This window comes from Streptomyces sp. RKND-216 (assembly GCF_004795255.1).
Taxonomy (GTDB): domain Bacteria; phylum Actinomycetota; class Actinomycetes; order Streptomycetales; family Streptomycetaceae; genus Streptomyces; species Streptomyces hazeniae.
The window spans coordinates 702,251-720,058 of the sequence record NZ_SSBQ01000002.1; the positions used below are offsets into that span (position 1 = coordinate 702,251).

The following is a 17,808-nucleotide window of genomic DNA, read 5'->3' on the forward strand; positions in this document are numbered from 1 at the left end:
CCGCGTGCAGTCAAAGTGGTGTTTCATGGGGCAGCCGCCGCCCGACGGGCCGGTTGCGCACCACATTCCGACGAGGTCACTGGAGGGGCACCCATGCGACAGCAACGGCCGGGACGGCGAAGGTGGTTGGGGAGACTGTCGGTCACGGCGGGTTCCGTCGCGGCACTGCTGCTGGCCACCTCGGGCGTGGCCTTCGCCGCGCCGCCCCCCGCACTCGCCGGCAACGCGCCGTCGGCGGACCGGTCCTACCAGCCGGCCCTCGACTACGACGGCGACGGCTGCTACCCGACGCCCGCCATCGGCAGCAACGGCGTGATCGCTCCCGGCCTGGACCTCGGCGGAGCGGTCAACGGCAACTGCCGCGACGCCTGGGACCTGGACAACACCAACGCCTACTCGCGCACCGCGTGCAACAACGGCTGGTGCGCCTACCTGTACGCGCTCTACTTCGAGAAGGACCAGGCGCTCCCCGGCACCGGGATCGGCGGCCACCGGCACGACTGGGAACACGTCGTGGTGTGGGTCCCGGACGGCGGTGCGCCGCAGTACGTGTCGGCTTCGGCGCACGGCGACTACCAGATCCGCTCGCGCGGCGACGTCGCGTGGGAGGGCGCGACCCACCCGAAGATCGTCTACCACAAGGACGGGATCTCCACCCACGCGTTCCGCTTCGCGGGCTTCGACGAGCAGCCGGAGAACCACAAGGGCGCCTGGCAGTACCCGCCGCTGGTCGGCTGGGACGGCTACCCCTCCGACTTCCGCGACCGTCTCACCCAGGCGGACTTCGGCAGCGCGCAGCTCGGCATCAGGGATTCCTCCTTCGCCCACGAGCTGTCGAAGGCCAAGCCCGACGGCATCCCGTTCGATCCGCAGAGCTGACCGGCGCTCGTCCACAATACGGAACGACGTCTACCACTATGCGGACACGGGTCTAGGGTTCCGGCATGGCACGGGACGACGCCGTCTACACGCACGGCCACCACGACTCCGTACTGCGCTCCCACCGCTGGCGCACGGCCGAGAACTCGGCGGGGTACCTGCTGCCGCGGCTGCGGCCGGGCATGCGGGTGCTGGACGTGGGGTGCGGGCCGGGGACGATCACGGCCGACCTCGCCACGGCCGTGGGGCCGGAAGGACACGTGACCGGCATCGACGCCGCCCCCGGCGTGCTTACGCAGGCACGGGAGACCGCGGCCGAACGTGCGGTGCCGAACGTGGAGTTCGCCGTCGGGGACGTGTACGCGCCGGCGTACCCGGACGCCTCGTTCGACGTGGTGCACGCCCACCAGGTCCTCCAGCACCTGGGCGACCCGGTGGGCGCGATGCGCGCGATGCGGCGGGTGTGCCGGCCCGGCGGCGTCGTCGCGGCTCGGGACTCCGACTACGCGGCCATGACCTGGTACCCACGGGTGCCCGGCCTGGACGCGTGGCTGGACCTGTACCGCCGGGTCGCCCGGGCCAACGGCGGCGAGCCGGACGCCGGGCGGCACCTGTACGCCTGGGCACGGGAGGCGGGCTTCGCGGAGGTGTCCGCCACCGCGTCGGCCTGGTGCTTCACCGGAGCGGAGGAACGCTCCTGGTGGAGCGGGCTGTGGGCGGAACGCACGGTGTCGTCCGGATACGCCCGCCGGGCCGTCGACGGCGGCCACGCGACCAGCGCCGCGCTGCCGCGCATCGCGGACGCGTGGCGGGAGTGGGGCGCGTGCGAGGACGGCTGGTTCGCCGTGCTGCACGGCGAGGTGCTGTGCCGCGACCCCGCCGCCTGAACAGCCCACCACGAGGCCCGCGCGGTCAGCCTTGCGGACCGGGAGTCCCCTCGTTCCCGCTGGGGCGGGTTTGGGCGCGGAGGCTCATCGTGAAACGCGGATCGCCCCCTCGGCGCCGTGCGGTCAGGTGTCGATGGGCTCGAGGCGGAGGGAGACGGAGTTGATGCAGTAGCGCTGGTCGGTGGGGGTGGGGTAGCCCTCGCCCTCGAAGACGTGGCCCAGGTGGGAGCCGCAGCGGGCACAGCGCACCTCGGTGCGGGTCATGCCCATCGAGTGGTCGGAGATCAGCTCCACCGCGTCGCTGTCCGACGGGTCGTAGAACGACGGCCACCCGCAGTGCGACGCGAACTTCGTGCCGGACCGGAACAGTTCCGCCCCGCAGGCACGGCAGTGGTACACGCCGGTGGTCTCGGTGTCCGTGTAGGCGCCGGTGAACGGGCGCTCCGTCCCGGCCTGGCGCAGCACCCGGTACTCCTCCGGGGAGAGCTCGGCGCGCCACTGCTCGTCCGGCTTGTCGATCTCGTAGGCCATGGTGGCATCCTCCCAGGTCGCGGGCGGGCGTCAGTCGGCGAGGCGGGCGAGGATCAGCGGGCCGAGGTCCGTCACGTCGCCCGCTCCCATGGTGAGAACGACATCACCGGGCTTCGCCATTCCGGCGAGCAGGTCCGGAGCGGTGTCGCGGAAGGGAGCGTGCTGGACGTCGGCCCCGGCGGCGAGGGCCGCGTCGATGATCAGTGCACTGGTCACGCCGGGGATCGGGTCCTCCCGGGCCGGGTAGATGTCGAGGACGGCGGAGGCGTCGGCGAGGGTGAGGGCCTCCCCCATCTCGGTGGCCAGCTCCTGGGTGCGGCTGAAGAGGTGCGGCTGGAAGAGGACCAGGACCCGTGCGTCCTCCGGCAGCCCGCTGCGGATGGCCTCCAGGTCGGCGGTCATCTCCGTGGGGTGGTGCGCGTAGGTGTCGATGACCTGCACGCCCCTGGCCTCCCCCTTGAGCTGGAGGCGCCGGTTCACGCCGGTGTACGTGCGCAGGGCGTCCGCGAGGCCGTCGGCGGGAACGCCCGTCGCCACGCCGGCGGCGAGCGCGGCGACGGCGTTGTGCGCGTAGTGGCGCCCGGGCACGGAGACGATGAAGTCGAGCTCCTTGCCGTCCAGTTCGACGGCGACCCGGCTGGTGAGACCGTGCGGGACGACGCGGAGGACACGGACGTCGGCGTCGTCGCACTCGCCGTACGTGACCACGTTCAGACCCTCGCGTCCGCGGACCCGGCCGGTCAGCTCGCGGGCGCCCTCGTGGTCGGCGGAGATCACCAGCGTGCCGCCGGTGCGGATACGGCCGACGAACGTCTCGAACGACTCGTAGATCTCGTCCATCGAAGCGTAGTTGGCGTGGTGATCCAGCTCCACGTTGAGGATGATCGCCGCTTCGGGGGCGTACTTGTGGAAGCTGCGGTCGCTCTCGTCGGCCTCGGCCACGAAGAGGTCCCCGTCGCCGTGGGCGGCGTTGGTTCCCGGGCCGTCGAGGTCGCCGCCGATGGCGTACGACGGCTCCAGGCCGAGGGAACCGAGGCTGACGGCCAGCATGGAGGTGGTGGTGGTCTTGCCGTGGGTGCCGGCCACGGCGAGGGCGCGGCGGCCCTCCATCAGCGCGGCGAGCGCATCGGAACGGTGCACGACGGGGAGGCCGCGCTCGGCCGCCGCGCGCAGCTCCGGGTTGTCGGGGCGGATGGCGCTGGAGACGACGACGCAGGTCGCGTCGGTGGCGAGGTGGGCGCTGTCGTGGCCGACGTGCACGGTGGCGCCGGCCTGGCGCAGCGCGGTGACGGTGGGCGACTCGCGGGCGTCGCTGCCGGCGACGTCCGCTCCGCGGGCGGTGAGGATGCGCGCGATGCCGGACATGCCGGCGCCGCCGATGCCGATGAAGTGCGGACGTTCCATGGCGGGCGGCACGGCGGCGGTTGTCGGCGTCGGCGGCATCGGCGGTTCTCCCAGGTCGTACGCTCGGGCGCTGTGCGCCGCTGAGCCGGTCGGTGTCTGCGGCTCAGCCTAGTAGCCCCCGCGGGCACCGGACCCCACACGCCCGCCGGGGGCGCGTGGCGGCGGGCACACGCCGGGGGCCGCGGCGGCTGCGGCGGCGGAGCACCGGAGGGCCGGACCGAGGGGACGACGGAGACGCGGGCGCCCCACACTCGCCCCGGCGGCGTTCTCACCGCGGCGTGCGCCCGGCGCGCGCGGTCGACCGGTGGCGGGAACCCCAGGGTGCGCGGTCGCAAACACGACGCGCGGCAAGAACACCGCATCGAGGTAACTCCGCCGTCCACCCGGGCTGTTCGGGACTAACCGGCCGTACGGTGGCGGCGAACTGCACCGATTCCCGCGGGTTGTCCCCGTGATCCGGGGGCCGAGCGCCCTCCCGGAAGCCGGGGCGGCCGCACCCGATCTCACCGAGGAGCCACGGATGTCCGACCCCGACACCGGTCCCCCGCTGCCCGGCCCTCCGCCGGGGCCCGGCGGGGCCGCGAGAACGCTCGTCCGGCCCGTGCCCGTGCCCGACGCCCGCGGGAGCTGCGGCACTGGCGACGGCGCGGCCGGCCTGCCGGGCAGGGTCACGAGCGGCGCGGGCGGCGGCGTGCTCGAGGGACTGCTGGACGGCCCGCGCGGCCTGGGCACAGCCGGGTTGTACCCGGCCCGCGCCGGGGCGTCCGCCGAGCCGGGGGCCCCGACAGAGGGCGCGGGGGCTCCGGCGGAGGGCGCGGCGATCCCCGGCCTGTACCACCACCCCGTGCCGGAACCGGACCCCGTACGAGTGGCGGAGGTGGACCGCAGGATCAAGGCGTGGGCCGTGGACGAGGCCCGGGCGTATCCGCCGGAGTGGGAGGACCAGTTCGACGGCTTCGCCGTCGGGCGCTACATGGTCGCCTGCCACCCGGACGCCCCCACCGTCGACCATCTGATGATCGCCACGCGGCTGATGGTCGCCGAGAACGCCGTGGACGACTGCTACTGCGAGGACCACGGCGGCTCCCCCATCGGCCTGGGCAGCCGGCTGCTTCTGGCGCACACGGCGCTCGATCCCCTGCACACCGTGCGGGAGTACGAGCCGGCGTGGGACGAGTCCCTCGCGTCGGACGGGCCCCGCCGCGCCTACCGCTCCGCCATGGAGTACTTCCGGCGGCAGGCCACCCCCGCCCAGACGGACCGGTACCGGCACGACATGAGCCGGCTCCACCTGGGATACCTCGCGGAGGCGGCCTGGGCCCAGGCCGAGCAGGTGCCCGAGGTGTGGGAGTACCTGGCGATGCGCCAGTTCAACAACTTCCGTCCCTGTCCGACGATCACCGACACCGTCGGCGGCTACGAACTCCCGGCGGACCTGCACGCGCGGCCCGACACGCAGCGGGTCATCGCGCTCGGCAGCAACGCCACCACTGTCGTCAACGACCTGTACTCCTACACCAAGGAGCTGAAGAGCCCGGGCACGCACCTCAACCTGCCCGTGGTGATCGCCGAGCGGGAGGGCCTCTGTGAACGGGAGGCGTACCTGAAGGCGATCGGGATCCACAACGAGCTCATGCACGCCTTCGAGGCCGAGGCCGCCGCCCTGGCCGCCGCCTGCCCCATCCCCTCCCTGCTGCGCTTTCTGCGCGGCGTGGCCGCGTGGGTGGACGGCAACCACTACTGGCACCAGACCAACACCTACCGCTACAGCCTGCCTGATTTCTGGTGAGAAAGGACCGCTCTGTGACGAGCAACCAGTCGACCGACCTCAAGGTTCCCGCCCCGTTCGTCCCCGCGCCCGCGTCGCCCTACCAGGGGGAGATCGCCCGGTACTGGGACCAGGAGGCCCGGCCGGTGAACCTCCGTCTCGGTGACGTCGACGGGCTCTATCACCACCACTACGGGGTCGGCGAGGTCGACCGCGACGCCCTGGGAGACACCGGCGACGGCGACTACGAGAAGCGGCTGATCGCCGAACTGCACCGTCTGGAGTCGGCCCAGACGCAGGTCCTGCTGGACCACCTCGGCCCCGTGGGACGTGACGACACGCTCGTGGACGCCGGCTGCGGCCGGGGCGGGTCGATGGTCATGGCCCACCGGCGCTTCGCCTGCAAGGTCGAGGGCCTCACCCTGTCGACCAAGCAGGCCGACTTCGCCAACCGGCGCGCACGCGAACTCGGCGTCGCGGACCGGGTACGGGCCCGGGTGTGCAACATGCTCGACATGCCGTTCGAGTCGGGTCGGGCCGCAGCCTCCTGGAACAACGAGTCGAGCATGTACGTCGACCTGCAGGACCTGTTCGCGGAGCACTCCCGGGTCCTCGGCACCGGCGGCCGCTACGTGGCGATCACCGGCTGCTGGAACCCGCGCCACGGCCAGCCCTCGAAGTGGGTCTCCCAGATCAACGCGCACTTCGAGTGCAACATCCACTCCCGCCGGGAGTACCTGCGCGCGATGGCCGACAACCGTCTCGTGCCGGCGGCGGTCGTCGACCTGACGGAGGCGACCCTGCCCTACTGGGAGCTGCGGGCCACCTCCTCCCTGGTCACGGGGATCGAGGAGGCGTTCATCAACTCCTACCGGGACGGCTCCTTCCAGTACCTCCTGATCGCCGCCGACCGGGTCTGACGGCACGGCTGGAAGGGGGCCGGGCCGTCCGCACGACGGCCCGGCCCCTCGCCACGCACTACGTGGTGTGCGCGAAGAGCTTGAGGACGGGGACCCCGACCTTGTGGCGGGCACGGGAGGCCCAGTCCCGGTGGAAGAACTCCTCCACCAGGTGGGGTGCGGTCAGCACGATCACCTCGTCGGCGCGGGTCTCGTCGACGACGGAGGTCAGCACGTCGAGCGGGTGCCGCTCGATGATCCGGCCCACCGCCTCCGCACCCGTCTCCCGCAGTGCTCTGAGCGAGTGCTCCAGCGCGCGCCGCGCGGGCTGCGACGCCGCGCCGCCCTCCGGTTCCTCCCCCTCGTGGACAACCTGGTCCAGTGCGCCGAGTGCGACGTCGTCGAGGGCGCGCAGCAGCCGGTCCTGATCGCCGCGGGGCTGCATCAGGACGACGAAGGAGACGGTCTCGTCCCCGTGCAGCGTGGTGACCATCTCGACGTCGTCGGACACCAGCGGCTTCTCGATCATCAGCACGGTCGTGAACACGGCGAGCGCCTCCTCGTACGCGGGCCGGCGGGCCCGCTGCCGTACACGGGCGCACGGCCCGCAACCGGACAGAAACCATTCTCCCCGGCCACGCGCGGGGCCCTTCGCTGTTCAGTCTGCCCCCAGCGGGCTAAGCGGAACGCTTCATTCCGCCGATTTGCCGATCTTGCGGTAGCGGGAGAACAGGAAGCCGTCCTCCTCCAGGAGGGAGTGGAGGCGGAAGTCGGCGGGCGTGTCGAGCACCGGGCCGTTCATCACCCGCGCGGCGGAACCCAGCGCCACCCGGGGCGAGACCGCCAGGCACAGCTCGTCCAGCACGCCGGCGGCGGTCAGCCGGCCCAGCAGCGTCGGACCGCCCTCGGTGAGCTGGCGGGTGAGCCCACGCTCGGCCAGGGCGCCGGGCACGAGCGCGGGGTCGACCAGGGCGCTGTCACCCGCCACCACGACCTCCACCCCGGCCTCTCGGGCCGCCCGCATCCGCTCCTCCGGGGCCCCGGCACCAGTGAGCACCAGCGTGGGAACCAGCGGCTCGGCGAAGAGGGGCAGCGAGAAGTCCAGTGCCAGGCTCGCGCTGACCACGGCGACGGCGGGCGCGGGGCCCTGCCCGGCCGCGTCGCGCCGGGCTGCGAAGGCCTCGCGGCGGCGTGCCGGGCGGTACCCCTCCTGCCGCACCGTCTCCGCTCCCACGACCACCACGTCCGCCAGTGCGCGCAGCACGCCGAAGATCCGCATGTCGGCAGCGGAGGACAGCGGCTGCGAACGCCCGCCGTGGTGGGCCGCGCCGTCCAGTGAGGACACCATGTTGGCGCGCAGGTACGAACGGCCACCGCCGGACGGTCCGGCCCAGTCCGGGTAGGCGTAGGCATCCGCGAGCGCGTCCAGGCTCCACTCGGTGTTCGACCGCTCCTCGTCGCGGGCTGCGGACTCGGCGGTCCCGGGCGTGTCGGCGGGGAACAGGCGTCGCATGATCCGCAGTGTGGCATGCCGCACGCGAGGGCCGCCGGGCACCGGGCCGGGCACCCGCACCTCGTAGCATGAAGGGCGTGTCCACCTCCCCCTCCCCCACCGATCCCGCCCACGTCCCCGACGGTGCCGCCGACGGGTCCGCGCCCGGCTCCCTGAGTTCCCGCGAGCCGCGGGTGCCGCCGGAGCGGCTGGTGGCCGAGATGGTGCCGCCTCCCCGCTTCGACTCGGTGCGGTTCGAGAACTACCTCCCCGATCCGGCGCAGCCGAGCCAGCGGGAGGCGGTCGAGGTGCTGAGCGGCTTCGCCGCGGGCATCGGCGGGACGGACCGGGCGGGCGGCAGGAAGCGGCGCTGGTTCCGCCGCGAGCGCCACGGCGGCGCGACGGCCGCGCGGGGCCCGCGCGGCGTCTATCTCGACGGCGGGTACGGCGTCGGCAAGACGCACCTGCTGGCCTCGCTGTGGCACGCGGCGCCCGCGCCCGCGGAGCAGAAGGCCTTCGGCACGTTCGTCGAGCTGACGAACCTGGTCGGCGCGCTCGGCTTCCAGCAGACGGTGCGCACGCTGGGCGGCCACCGGCTGCTGTGCATCGACGAGTTCGAACTCGACGACCCGGGCGACACGGTACTGGTGTCCTCCCTGCTCAGCCGGCTCGTCGAGCAGGGCGTGGCGCTGGCGGCCACCTCCAACACGCTGCCCGGCAGGCTGGGCGAGGGGCGGTTCGCCGCCGCGGACTTCCTGCGCGAGATCCAGGGCCTCTCCGCGCACTTCCGCCCGCTGCGCATCGACGGCGAGGACTACCGCCACCGCGGGCTGCCCGAGGCCCCGGCACCGGCGCGGGACGAGGAGGTCCAGCGTGCCGCGCAGGCCACGCCGGGCGCCACGCTGGACGACTTCTCCGCTCTGCTGGACCACCTCTCCTCCGTCCACCCCAGCCGCTACGGCGCGCTGTGCGCGGACGTCGCGGCGGTGTGCCTGACGGGCGTCCAGCCGGTGCCCGACCAGTCGACGGCGCTGCGCCTGGTAGTGCTCGCCGACCGCCTCTACGACCGCGAGGTGCCGGTGCTGGCCTCCGGGGTGCCGTTCGACCGGCTGTTCAGCGAGGAGATGCTGGCAGGCGGCTACCGGAAGAAGTACTTCCGCGCCATCTCCCGGCTCACCGCCCTGGCCCGGGACGCCGCGGAGCTGCGCCCGGCGTGACGCGCATGTCCGGAGACGTCCCCACCCGCCCTTCCGTGCGGCGGTGACGGGCGGGAACGGATCGGCCGTGCCTGGTGTGCCGGGAGGGGTACACGTGGTAGACACACGTGGTCTGTGTCCTGTCCGCCAACAGGGAGCGTGACCGATGTCCACCTCACGACGTCAAGTACTGGCCGGCTCGGGTGCCTTGGGAGTGGGCATCGCCTTCTCCGGAACGATCTCCGAGGTCTTCGCAGGGACCGCCTCAGCGGCGGGCCACGGCCGGGACGGCTACGGCCCGCTCGTGCCGGACCCGGACGGCCTCCTGGACCTGCCGCGCGGCTTCCGTTACAAGGTGCTCTCCCGCGAGGGCGAGGAGATGCGTTCCGGCGAGGGCAAGGTGCCGAGCAACGCGGACGGCATGGCGGCCTTTGCCGCCGGGCGCCGCGACCACGACCGCCGGGGCGGTGGGCGGCGCGACCGCACCTGGCTGGTCCGCAACCACGAGAACCGCATGGAGTCGCGGCAGGCCGTGCCCACGGTGCGGGGGCTCACCTACGACCCCGCCGCGGAGGGCGGCTGCACGCTGCTGGAGCTGGACAGCGACCTCGACGTGCGCGACGAGCGGGTCGGCATCGCGGGCACCTCGACCAACTGCGCGGGCGGTCCGTCCCTCTGGGGCACGTGGCTGACCTGTGAGGAAACCGAGTTCAAGGCCGGCGAGGAGGGCTACACCAAGGACCACGGCTACATCTTCGAGGTCGGCTTCCGCCGGGAGCACCGCACGGTCCCGGAGCCGCTCACCGCGATGGGCCGCTTCCAGCACGAGGCCATCGCGATGGACCCGCGCAACGGCGTCGTGTACGAGACCGAGGACGCGTTCGACTTCCCCTTCGGCCTCTTCTACCGCTTCCTGCCGAACCGGCCGAAGGGCGGCTTCGACTCGCTGCGCGCGGGCGGCACGCTGCAGGCCATGCGGGTGCCGGACGTGCCGGACCTCTCGGCGATCGACGAGCCGGGGGCGAGCTTCGACGGCATCGAGTGGATCGACGTCCCCGACCCGCTGGCGCGGGAGACCCCGATCCGCAACCAGGACTTCGGGCGCGGCGGCATCACGCACGCGCAGAAGCTGGAGGGCTGCTACTGGGGCGGCCGCAGCGTCTACTTCGTCTCCTCCTACGCCAAGAGCGCGGAGGGCTCGGCCGGCGACCACTACGGCCAGGTGTGGCGCTACGACCCGCACCGGAACAGGCTCACGCTGGTCGTGGTGTTCGGACCGGACAGCGACCTGGACATGCCCGGCGAGGAGCCGGACAACATCTGCCTGGCGCCCAGCGGCGGCCTGATGGTCTGCGAGGACGGGCAGGGCGCCCAGCACGTCTACGGCCTCACCCACCGCGGCGACGTCTACCCGATGGCGCGCAACCGGCAGAACGTCGGCACCCCGGAGGAGCCCGCGTGGGGCGAGTTCGCCGGTGTCACCTTCACGCCGGACAACCGCACGATGTTCGTGAACTGCTACGACCCCGGCACCACGTTCGCCGTGACCGGGCCTTTCCGGCGGCACTGACCGGTCGGCGGCGGGGGCCCGGACGGCGTCCGGGCCCCCGCGCCCCTTCGGGGGCCCCGTCGCCACCGGGGCGGAAGTCGACTTCTGCCCGCATCGTGCGCGATGTCTGGCCCGGTACCCGTCACCCCGGGTAGAACTCACCCATGTGGGTGTTCTTCCTCGTCACCATCTGGGTGGCGGCCTTCGCGGCGTGCGCGCGGCTGTGCCGGGTGGCCGCGACGTCCGCCCGTGCCGACCTGGGGCGCCGCGCTGGGCGGTGCGCGCCAGCCGTTCCACCACCCCCGCGGCTGAGGCCCGGGGCCCCTGCCGGCTACGCGAGACCGGTGACGAGTTCCGAGACCGGCTTGCGGCGGCCGGTGTAGAAGGGGACCTCCTCGCGCACGTGGCGGCGGGCCTCCGAGGCGCGCAGGTGGCGCATGAGGTCCACGATGCGGTGCAGTTCGTCCGCCTCGAAGGCGAGCAGCCACTCGTAGTCGCCCAGCGCGAACGACGCCACGGTGTTGGCGCGCACGTCGGGGTAGCCGCGGGCCATCCTGCCGTGGTCGGCGAGCATCCGGCGCCGGTCCTCGTCGGGCAGCAGGTACCAGTCGTAGCTGCGCACGAAGGGGTACACGCACAGGTAGTCGCGCGGCCGCTCGTCGGCGAGGAACGCGGGGATGTGCGACTTGTTGAACTCGGCGGGGCGGTGCAGCGCCATGTTGGACCACACCGGCTCCAGCGCGCGTCCCAGCTCCGTGCGGCGGAAGCGGTTGTAGGCGTCCTGGAGGGCGTCGGCGGTCTCGGCGTGCCACCAGATCATGACGTCCGCGTCGGCGCGCAGCCCGGAGACGTCGTAGGTGCCGCGGACGACGACGTCCTTCGCTGCGAGCTGCGCGTACAGCTCCTCGACCTCGTCGGCGTAGCCGGCGCGGTCGTCCGGGAGCACCTCGCGCAGCCGGAAGACCGACCAGAGCGTGTAGCGGATGACCTCGTTGAGGTCCTTGGCCTTCTTGCCCGCGTTCGCGGCCCTCTCCGGTTCAGCAGTCATGCGCTCATTCTCCCCCCCGCGCGGCCGGGCCCGTACCCAGGGTCCGGTCGGCGGCGCGACGACCGTCGGCGACGCAGGCAGGAATGCCCACGCCGCCGTAGGCGGCGCCGCACACCGCGAGTCCGGGGAGCGCGGCGAGGTCGCGGTGGACGCGGGCAACGCGTTCCAGGTGGCCGACGGGGTACTGCGGGAGGCCGTTCTCCCAGCGGGTGACGACGGTGTCGACGGGGGCCGCGGTGAGGCCGACGGCGTCGGCGAGGTCGCGGCGGGAGAGGGCGGCCAGGTCGGCGTCGTCGCGGCGCAGCCAGTCGTCCTCGCCGTGGCGTCCGACGGAGGTGCGGAGCACGAACAGGCCGGGGTCCTGGGCGGCGGTCCAGCCCCACTTGTTGGCCGAGAAGGTGGCGGCCTTGATGCCGCGGCCGTCCACGGGCGGGACGAGGAAGCCGCTGCCCGGCGGCACGGCGGGCAGGTCGGAGCGGCGGAAGGCCATGGTGATCAACGCCATCGAGGCGTATTCGACGGCGTCCAGCTCGGCGGCCGCCGCGGGCGCGGCGTCCCCCAGCAGCCGGGCGGCCGCGGGTGCGGGGGTGGCCACGATCACGGCGTCGGCGCTCAGCGTCCCGCCGGCGTCGAGTTCCACCCGCCAGCGCCCCTCACCCGAGGCGGGGGCGGAGGCCGCGCCGGAGTCGGCGGCAACCCGCACACGGCGTACGGCGGCGCGGGTGCGGAGGTCGGCGCCGGCGCGGCGGCAGGCGTCGGCCACGGCGATGGCCAGCCGCCCGACGCCGCCGTCGATGCCCATGAACACCGGCTCCGGGGCGCGGGCGGCGGCACGCCCGGCCATGGCGCGTTCCTGGTAGGCGCGGACGCCGGCGAGCAGCGAGCGCTCGGTGCGGGCGATCTCGTAGAGCGCGGGGACCGCCGCCCGCATCGAGAGGCGGTACGGGTCGCCCGCGTAGACGCCGCCGAGCAGCGGCTCGACCATCCGGTCGACCACCTCGCGGCCGACGCGGGCGGCGACGTACGCGCCGACGGCGATGTCCTCGCCGACCTCGGTGCGCGGCAGCACCGCGTCCTCCGCGACCCGGGCGAGGCCGTCCGGGGAGAGCACGTCGCCGAGCACGGCCGGGTCCGGGGGGACGCCCATCAGGTGGCCGGTGGGCATCGGCCGCAGCGCTCCGCGGGTCCAGACGGCTGCGCGCGCGGTGGTGGGCGGCTCCAGCGCGTCGTCCAGTCCGGCGGACCGGGCGAGGTCGACGCCCTCGGGGCGCCGGGCGAGCATCGACTCGGCGCCGAGGTCGACGCGGAGGGCGCCCGCGAGGTCGCCGGTGCGGAGCTTGCCGCCGAACCGGCCGGAGCCCTCCAGCAGGGTCACGGTGGCGCCGCCCGCCAGCAGTCGGTGGGCCGCGCTCAGTCCGGAGATGCCGCCGCCGATGACGATCACGTGCATGCGTCCACTCTCGCAGACGGCGCGGGCGCGCCCGGAACGAGTCCCGACCGTGACCGGACCGCGACCGCGGGCGGCAACCGGTTCTCCCGCCGTTCCGTCCAACGAGCATACGGATCAAGTGCCTTGGGGGGTACGTAATGCAGGGGAAGTACGGGAGTGCGGATGCGGGCGGACGGCCCGCGCGCGTCCGGGCGGCGCTGGGCGCGGCGCTGCTGGCCGGTGCGCTGGCGGTGGCGGGCTGCGGGGCGTCCGGTGCGAGCAGCGACGGGGCCTCGGGGGTCAGCGCGGACAGCAAATCCGACGCCGGCGGCCTGACCCGGTCGGAGGAGAACGCGCAGAGCGAGCCGGGAGGGTCCAGGGCCGAGGCGGGGAGCAGCCCCGGGAGCAGCCCCGGGAGCGGCACGGCGGCGGACGGCTCCACCGACGGCTCCACCGACGGCGATACGGCCGCCGACACCGCCCGGGCCGCCGAACGGCACGTCATCAAGACGGCGTCGCTGACGGTGGAGACCGAGGACGTGCAGGACGGGCTGGACGAGGCGCGCCGGGCCGTGGGCACGGCCGGCGGCTACGTCTCGGAGGAGACCACCGACCGGGACGCGGACGGCGACGAGCGCTCCCGCATCACCTTCAAGGTGCCGCCGGAGGAGTACGACGGCCTGCTGGACGCCCTCGCCGGGATCGGCGAGCTCGAGGACCGCAAGCAGTCGGCGCAGGACGTCACCGGCGAGGTCGTCGACGTGGAGAGCCGCATCAAGACGCAGAAGGCGAGCGTCGACCGGGTGCGGAAGCTGATGGAGGACGCGACGGAACTGTCCGACGTGGTCTCGCTGGAGTCGGAGCTGAGCACCCGTCAGGCGGACCTGGAGGCGCTGCAGGCGCGGCTGGAGTCGCTGGAGGCCCGCAGCGGGATGGCCACCGTGACGATGGAGCTGCGGACCCCGGACGCGGCCCCGGTCGAGGAGGAGGACGAGGACCCGTCGGTGGGCGGCGCGTTCAGCGGCGGCTGGGACGCCTTCGTCACCATGCTGCGCTGGATCGCCGTGGCGATCGGCGCGTCGCTCCCGTTCCTGGTCGCGCTGGGCCTGCTGTACGTGCTGTGGCGCACGCTGCACGGGCGGCTGCCGCGGCGCACGCCGGTCGCGGCGACCACGGCCGCGGCGGTGCCGGCCAGGCCGGCGACCCCGCCGGGCGTGCCGTCTCAGACCGCGGAGCCGAAGGAGACCGCGGAGCCGAAGAAGACCGAGGGCTGACCGGGCCCGGCAGCGCGCCGGGACAGTCGCCGTCGCGCGCGCCGCGCCCTGCTCACGGCAGGGCGCGGCGCAGCCGTTCCAGGCGCGCCGCGACGTCCGGGTCGTGCTCCGGGCGGGCCGGGTCGGCGGGGTGGTCGCCGGTGACGACGTCCAGCGCCCGCACGTGGTCCGCGGCCCAGCCCTGATCGCGGGCCAGGATGCCCAGCCCGCCGCCCAGCAGGTAGCCGGTGACGCCGACGCCCGGCGCCGAGCCGTTCGGCGGCGCGAGCCCGTGGGGTGCGGCGGCCTCGATCACCCGCGCCCAGGTGGCGCAGGCCTGCACCCGCACCGTTCGGGTGCCGGCGTCGACGCGGACGCCGTTCATCCGCGCCGTGGAGATCAGCACGCCGCCGCCGAGCGGGGCGCGGCGCCCGTGGGCCGGTCGCCTGCACCGCGTACGGGACGCCGCGGGCGGCCGCGTGTGCGACGGCCTGCCGCACCTGATCGGCCGTCGTCGCCGGGACGATGCGGGCGGGGCGGGCGGGGAGCTGGTAGCCGGAGCACCGGCCGTTGTCCGGTGCGGGCGCTTCGGCGGCGTCGTGGTCCTGGTGAGACATGGCGTCAGGCTCCCGCCGAAGCCTGACAGGGCCGGTCAGCTTTTCGCGGTCCGTTCGTGGACATGCGCGACGAGCCGGGTCAGGGCGTCGGGGTCGGTGGCGGGCAGGACGCCGTGGCCGAGGTTGAAGATGTGGCCGTCCAGGTCCGCGGCGGCCTCCAGCACCTGGTCGGCCTGGTCCGCGACGGCCTCCCGGGGGGCGAACAGCACCGCCGGGTCGAGGTTGCCCTGCACCGCCTTGCCGGGGCCGATGCGCAGGGCCGCCTCGTCCAGCCGCACCCGCCAGTCGGCGCCGACGACGTCGGCGCCCGCCTCGGACATCGCACCGAGCAGCTCGCCGGTCCCCACGCCGAAGTGGATGCGCGGCACGCCGAGGCCCTCGACCGCGTCGAACACCTTCTTCGACGCGGGCAGCACGGAGCGGCGGTAGTCCTCGGGACGCAGCGCGCCCGCCCAGGAGTCGAAGAGCTGCACCGCCGAGGCGCCGGCCTCGATCTGCACCCGCAGGAACGTGGAGGTGATGCCGGCCAGGCGGTCGAGCAGGTCGGCCCACAGCTGCGGGTCGCCGTACATCATCGCCTTGGTGTGCTCGTGGTTCTTGGACGGGCCGCCCTCGACCAGGTAGCTGGCCAGCGTGAACGGCGCGCCGGCGAAGCCGATCAGCGGAGTGGCGCCGAGTTCGGCGACCAGCAGGCGTACGGCCTCGGTGACGTAGGAGACGTCACCCGCCTCCAGTGGCCGCAGCCGCTCCAGGTCGGCGCGGGTGCGCACCGGGCGCTCGACGACGGGCCCGACGCCCGGGCGGATGTCCAGGTCGAGGCCGATGGCCTTGAGCGGTACGACGATGTCGCTGAAGTAGATCGCGGCGTCCACCCCGTGCCGACGGACCGGCTGCAGCGTGATCTCGGTGACCAGGTCGGGGCGCATGCAGGAGTCGAGCATCGAGATGCCCTCGCGCACCTTGCGGTACTCGGGCAGCGAACGCCCCGCCTGCCGCATGAACCACACCGGGGTGTGCGGCACGGGCTCACGGCGGCAGGCCCGGAGGAAGGCCGAGTCCTGAGTGGCGGTCGGGGGGCCGGAGGGGCGGTCGTAGGCACTCACAGGAGGAAGTCTCCCACGCACTCCCCCGCGCCTCGTGTCCCTACCGGCGCCCGCCGGGCCGGGCGCCTACCCTCGCCCCATGGCAGCGGCTCGAACACATGAGGCGGGAGGCCCCGGCAACGGCGGCGCGGGCGCAGCGGGCTCGGGCGGCGGTGGTACGCGCGGCGGGGGCGGTGAGGCTCCGGCGGCTTTCCGAAGGGCGCTGACCGCCCTTGAGGTCGCGCCGCACCGGCCGGAGGTGCACTTCGGCGGTCTGCCCGCGCCGAAACGGCTCGCGCCGCACGCGCACGCCATGGAGGCGGTGGTGGAGGCGGACGGCGAGGAACTGGCCGACGGCCGCTTCGTCCTGCTGTACGACCCGGAGGGACAGGAGCCCTGGCAGGGCGACTTCCGGATCGTCACCCTCGGCCGTACCGAACTGGACGCCGAGATGGCCGCCGATCCGCTGCTGCCCGAGGTGACGTGGACCTGGCTGACCGGCGCGCTGGAGGCCCACGGCGTCGCGTACACCGCGCCGAGCGGGACGGTGACGCGCTCCGACTCCTCCTTCTTCGGCGGTCTCGAGGACCGTAGGCCGCACGCGGAGCTGGAGGTCCGGGCGAGCTGGACTCCGGTGGTCCCGGCGGGCGGTGGAGAGGTACCGGACGTCGGCGCGCACCTCGTGGCCTGGTGCGAGCTGCTGTGCCAGAGCGCGGGGCTGCCGCCCCGGGAGGACGAGGGCGGCGCGGTGGTGACGCTCCCTCAGCGACGCGGCCCCCGTCCGGTCTGAGCCACCGACTGAACAGCCCGCCGGCGCGGCCGGTTCCGCAACAGATCGGCGACCAGTCGATTGACTGTCCGAATTGCACCAATTGTTATCACCGATTCGTGATCATTCCCTAAAGCCGGGCGCCTGACCTGCCGAAGCATCAAGTGACCCCCTTCCACCAGGGCACGCCCCGGCTCGCACCCCGCTCCCCACGGGGGCCGCACCCGAGCCGGCACCGTCCCAGCCACTCCCCACAGGAGGCCCGGTGTCTGTTCTCCTCGAGCACCCCACAAGCCTGGTCGCCTACCGCCCGAACAAGCCGACGGCCATGGTCGTCGTCGCCGACCCCCGAGTCCGTTCCACCGTGACGCGTCACCTGTGGGCACTCGGAGTGCGGGACGTCATCGAGGCGTCGTCGATCGCGGAGGCACGTCCCCGAGTCGCCAACCCCCGCGACATCTGCGTCGCCGACGTCCACCTGCCCGACGGCTCCGGACTGAGCCTGCTGTCCGAGACCCGCGCGGCGGGCTGGCCGAACGGCCTGGCCCTGTCCGCCGCCGACGACATCGGCGCGGTCCGCAACGCCCTGGCCGGCGGCGTGAAGGGCTACGTCGTCACGGGCACCCGCAACAACCTCGGCGGCATGCATCCCCGTCCCGGCGCCGCCCACATGGGAGCGGCCGCGGCCCGGATGCACCGCCGTCCCGGCGGCGGGCCCGGCGGCCCCGGCCACCCGGGCGGGCAGCGCGAGCTGTCCGGCCGCGAGGTGGAGGTGCTGCGGCTGGTGGCGGAGGGCCAGTCGAACAAGGCGATCGGCGTGTCCATGGGCCTGTCGGCCCTCACCGTGAAGAGCCACCTGGCACGGATCGCGCGCAAGCTGGGCACCGGTGACCGGGCCGGCATGGTCGCGGTGGCGCTGCGCACCGGCATCATCCACTGACCCGGACGGTCCCCGGGCCCGGATACCGGGCCCCCGAGCCCCGGGGAAACGCCCGCCGACGCCGC

The 17,808-nt window shown here is 74.0% G+C and carries 16 protein-coding genes and 1 pseudogene; 9 read left to right on the forward strand and 8 right to left on the reverse strand.

The genetic code is table 11. The annotated features are described in order from the left end of the window. Positions 1 to 93: 93 nt before the first annotated feature. Positions 94 to 879: an NPP1 family protein gene (locus E4198_RS03355; RefSeq protein ID WP_136181821.1), complete on the forward strand. Its 786-nt coding sequence runs from the start codon at positions 94 to 96 to the stop codon at positions 877 to 879. A 65-nt stretch (positions 880 to 944) separates the two neighbouring features. After that, positions 945 to 1,766, forward strand: coding sequence for a methyltransferase domain-containing protein (locus tag E4198_RS03360; RefSeq protein ID WP_136181822.1), 822 nt, complete (start codon positions 945 to 947; stop codon positions 1,764 to 1,766). A 123-nt stretch (positions 1,767 to 1,889) separates the two neighbouring features. Here the strand turns inward: E4198_RS03360 and msrB are convergent, their stop codons facing one another. Then, positions 1,890 to 2,297 (reverse strand): peptide-methionine (R)-S-oxide reductase MsrB, encoded by a 408-nt coding sequence (gene msrB / locus E4198_RS03365; protein ID WP_136181823.1) that lies wholly within the window; start codon positions 2,295 to 2,297, stop codon positions 1,890 to 1,892. 30 nt (positions 2,298 to 2,327) lie between these two features. After that, on the reverse strand, positions 2,328 to 3,740 hold the full coding sequence (gene murC / locus E4198_RS03370; protein ID WP_247597539.1) for a UDP-N-acetylmuramate--L-alanine ligase: 1,413 nt from the start codon (positions 3,738 to 3,740) through the stop codon (positions 2,328 to 2,330). Between the two features lie 481 nt (positions 3,741 to 4,221). Here murC and E4198_RS03375 point away from each other — a divergent pair, with 481 nt between their 5' ends. Both E4198_RS03375 and E4198_RS03380 read left to right on the forward strand, forming a co-directional pair. Then, complete coding sequence (locus tag E4198_RS03375) at positions 4,222 to 5,490, forward strand: family 2 encapsulin nanocompartment cargo protein terpene cyclase (protein ID WP_247597540.1); 1,269 nt, start codon at positions 4,222 to 4,224, stop codon at positions 5,488 to 5,490. A gap of 14 nt (positions 5,491 to 5,504) precedes the next feature. Then, on the forward strand, positions 5,505 to 6,389 hold the full coding sequence (locus E4198_RS03380; protein WP_136181825.1) for a geranyl diphosphate 2-C-methyltransferase: 885 nt from the start codon (positions 5,505 to 5,507) through the stop codon (positions 6,387 to 6,389). A 58-nt stretch (positions 6,390 to 6,447) separates the two neighbouring features. Here E4198_RS03380 and E4198_RS03385 read toward each other — a convergent pair whose 3' ends face one another. Beyond that, positions 6,448 to 6,915 carry an indole-3-glycerol phosphate synthase gene (locus E4198_RS03385; RefSeq protein WP_136181826.1) on the reverse strand — a complete coding sequence of 156 codons (468 nt, stop codon included), beginning with the start codon at positions 6,913 to 6,915 and terminating at the stop codon, positions 6,448 to 6,450. A gap of 144 nt (positions 6,916 to 7,059) precedes the next feature. Next, complete coding sequence (locus E4198_RS03390) at positions 7,060 to 7,881, reverse strand: pyrimidine reductase family protein (RefSeq protein WP_136181827.1); 822 nt, start codon at positions 7,879 to 7,881, stop codon at positions 7,060 to 7,062. Positions 7,882 to 7,949: 68 nt separating this feature from the next. On the opposite strand from E4198_RS03390, the gene zapE reads away from it, so the two are divergent. Both zapE and E4198_RS03400 read left to right on the forward strand, forming a co-directional pair. Beyond that, positions 7,950 to 9,077, forward strand: a complete 1,128-nt coding sequence (gene zapE, locus E4198_RS03395) for a cell division protein ZapE (RefSeq protein ID WP_136181828.1) — start codon at positions 7,950 to 7,952, stop codon at positions 9,075 to 9,077. Between the two features lie 145 nt (positions 9,078 to 9,222). Then, complete coding sequence (locus tag E4198_RS03400) at positions 9,223 to 10,626, forward strand: alkaline phosphatase PhoX (RefSeq protein ID WP_136181829.1); 1,404 nt, start codon at positions 9,223 to 9,225, stop codon at positions 10,624 to 10,626. A gap of 310 nt (positions 10,627 to 10,936) precedes the next feature. Here E4198_RS03400 and hemQ read toward each other — a convergent pair whose 3' ends face one another. Together hemQ and hemG are read right to left on the reverse strand one after the other, a co-directional pair. Further along, positions 10,937 to 11,653 carry a hydrogen peroxide-dependent heme synthase gene (gene hemQ, locus E4198_RS03405; protein ID WP_136181830.1) on the reverse strand — a complete coding sequence of 239 codons (717 nt, stop codon included), beginning with the start codon at positions 11,651 to 11,653 and terminating at the stop codon, positions 10,937 to 10,939. A 4-nt stretch (positions 11,654 to 11,657) separates the two neighbouring features. Further along, positions 11,658 to 13,103 carry a protoporphyrinogen oxidase gene (gene hemG, locus E4198_RS03410; RefSeq protein ID WP_136181831.1) on the reverse strand — a complete coding sequence of 482 codons (1,446 nt, stop codon included), beginning with the start codon at positions 13,101 to 13,103 and terminating at the stop codon, positions 11,658 to 11,660. A gap of 137 nt (positions 13,104 to 13,240) precedes the next feature. Between hemG and E4198_RS03415 the strand changes: the two genes are divergently transcribed. Continuing rightward, entirely contained in the window at positions 13,241 to 14,356 is a 1,116-nt protein-coding gene (locus tag E4198_RS03415) for a DUF4349 domain-containing protein (RefSeq protein WP_136181832.1), read from the forward strand. A 133-nt stretch (positions 14,357 to 14,489) separates the two neighbouring features. On the opposite strand, the pseudogene E4198_RS03420 reads toward E4198_RS03415, so the two are convergent. Next, positions 14,490 to 14,952 (reverse strand): annotated as a pseudogene (locus tag E4198_RS03420) (FAD-dependent oxidoreductase); the annotation flags it as partial. Between the two features lie 35 nt (positions 14,953 to 14,987). Continuing rightward, positions 14,988 to 16,055 (reverse strand): uroporphyrinogen decarboxylase, encoded by a 1,068-nt coding sequence (gene hemE, locus E4198_RS03425; RefSeq protein WP_136181833.1) that lies wholly within the window; start codon positions 16,053 to 16,055, stop codon positions 14,988 to 14,990. Positions 16,056 to 16,134: 79 nt separating this feature from the next. Between hemE and E4198_RS03430 the strand changes: the two genes are divergently transcribed. Together E4198_RS03430 and E4198_RS03435 are read left to right on the forward strand one after the other, a co-directional pair. Then, a complete protein-coding gene (locus tag E4198_RS03430) occupies positions 16,135 to 16,824 on the forward strand; it encodes a DUF3000 domain-containing protein (protein ID WP_136181834.1) in 690 nt (229 codons plus the stop codon). 244 nt (positions 16,825 to 17,068) lie between these two features. Beyond that, positions 17,069 to 17,743: a response regulator transcription factor gene (locus E4198_RS03435; protein WP_136181835.1), complete on the forward strand. Its 675-nt coding sequence runs from the start codon at positions 17,069 to 17,071 to the stop codon at positions 17,741 to 17,743. Positions 17,744 to 17,808 lie beyond the last annotated feature (65 nt).

Excerpts from the sequence above, each read along its gene's own strand:
- E4198_RS03400 (WP_136181829.1), top strand. The coding sequence starts at position 9,223 with ATGTCCACCTCACGACGTCAAGTACTGGCCGGCTCGGGTGCCTTGGGA.
- E4198_RS03360 (WP_136181822.1), top strand. The coding sequence starts at position 945 with ATGGCACGGGACGACGCCGTCTACACGCACGGCCACCACGACTCCGTA.
- E4198_RS03415 (WP_136181832.1), top strand. The coding sequence starts at position 13,241 with ATGCAGGGGAAGTACGGGAGTGCGGATGCGGGCGGACGGCCCGCGCGC.
- E4198_RS03375 (WP_247597540.1), top strand. The coding sequence starts at position 4,222 with ATGTCCGACCCCGACACCGGTCCCCCGCTGCCCGGCCCTCCGCCGGGG.
- E4198_RS03390 (WP_136181827.1), bottom strand. The coding sequence starts at position 7,881 with ATGCGACGCCTGTTCCCCGCCGACACGCCCGGGACCGCCGAGTCCGCA.
- msrB (WP_136181823.1), bottom strand. The coding sequence starts at position 2,297 with ATGGCCTACGAGATCGACAAGCCGGACGAGCAGTGGCGCGCCGAGCTC.
- E4198_RS03355 (WP_136181821.1), top strand. The coding sequence starts at position 94 with ATGCGACAGCAACGGCCGGGACGGCGAAGGTGGTTGGGGAGACTGTCG.
- zapE (WP_136181828.1), top strand. The coding sequence starts at position 7,950 with ATGAAGGGCGTGTCCACCTCCCCCTCCCCCACCGATCCCGCCCACGTC.
- hemQ (WP_136181830.1), bottom strand. The coding sequence starts at position 11,653 with ATGACTGCTGAACCGGAGAGGGCCGCGAACGCGGGCAAGAAGGCCAAG.
- hemG (WP_136181831.1), bottom strand. The coding sequence starts at position 13,103 with ATGCACGTGATCGTCATCGGCGGCGGCATCTCCGGACTGAGCGCGGCC.
- E4198_RS03430 (WP_136181834.1), top strand. The coding sequence starts at position 16,135 with ATGGCAGCGGCTCGAACACATGAGGCGGGAGGCCCCGGCAACGGCGGC.
- murC (WP_247597539.1), bottom strand. The coding sequence starts at position 3,740 with ATGCCGCCGACGCCGACAACCGCCGCCGTGCCGCCCGCCATGGAACGT.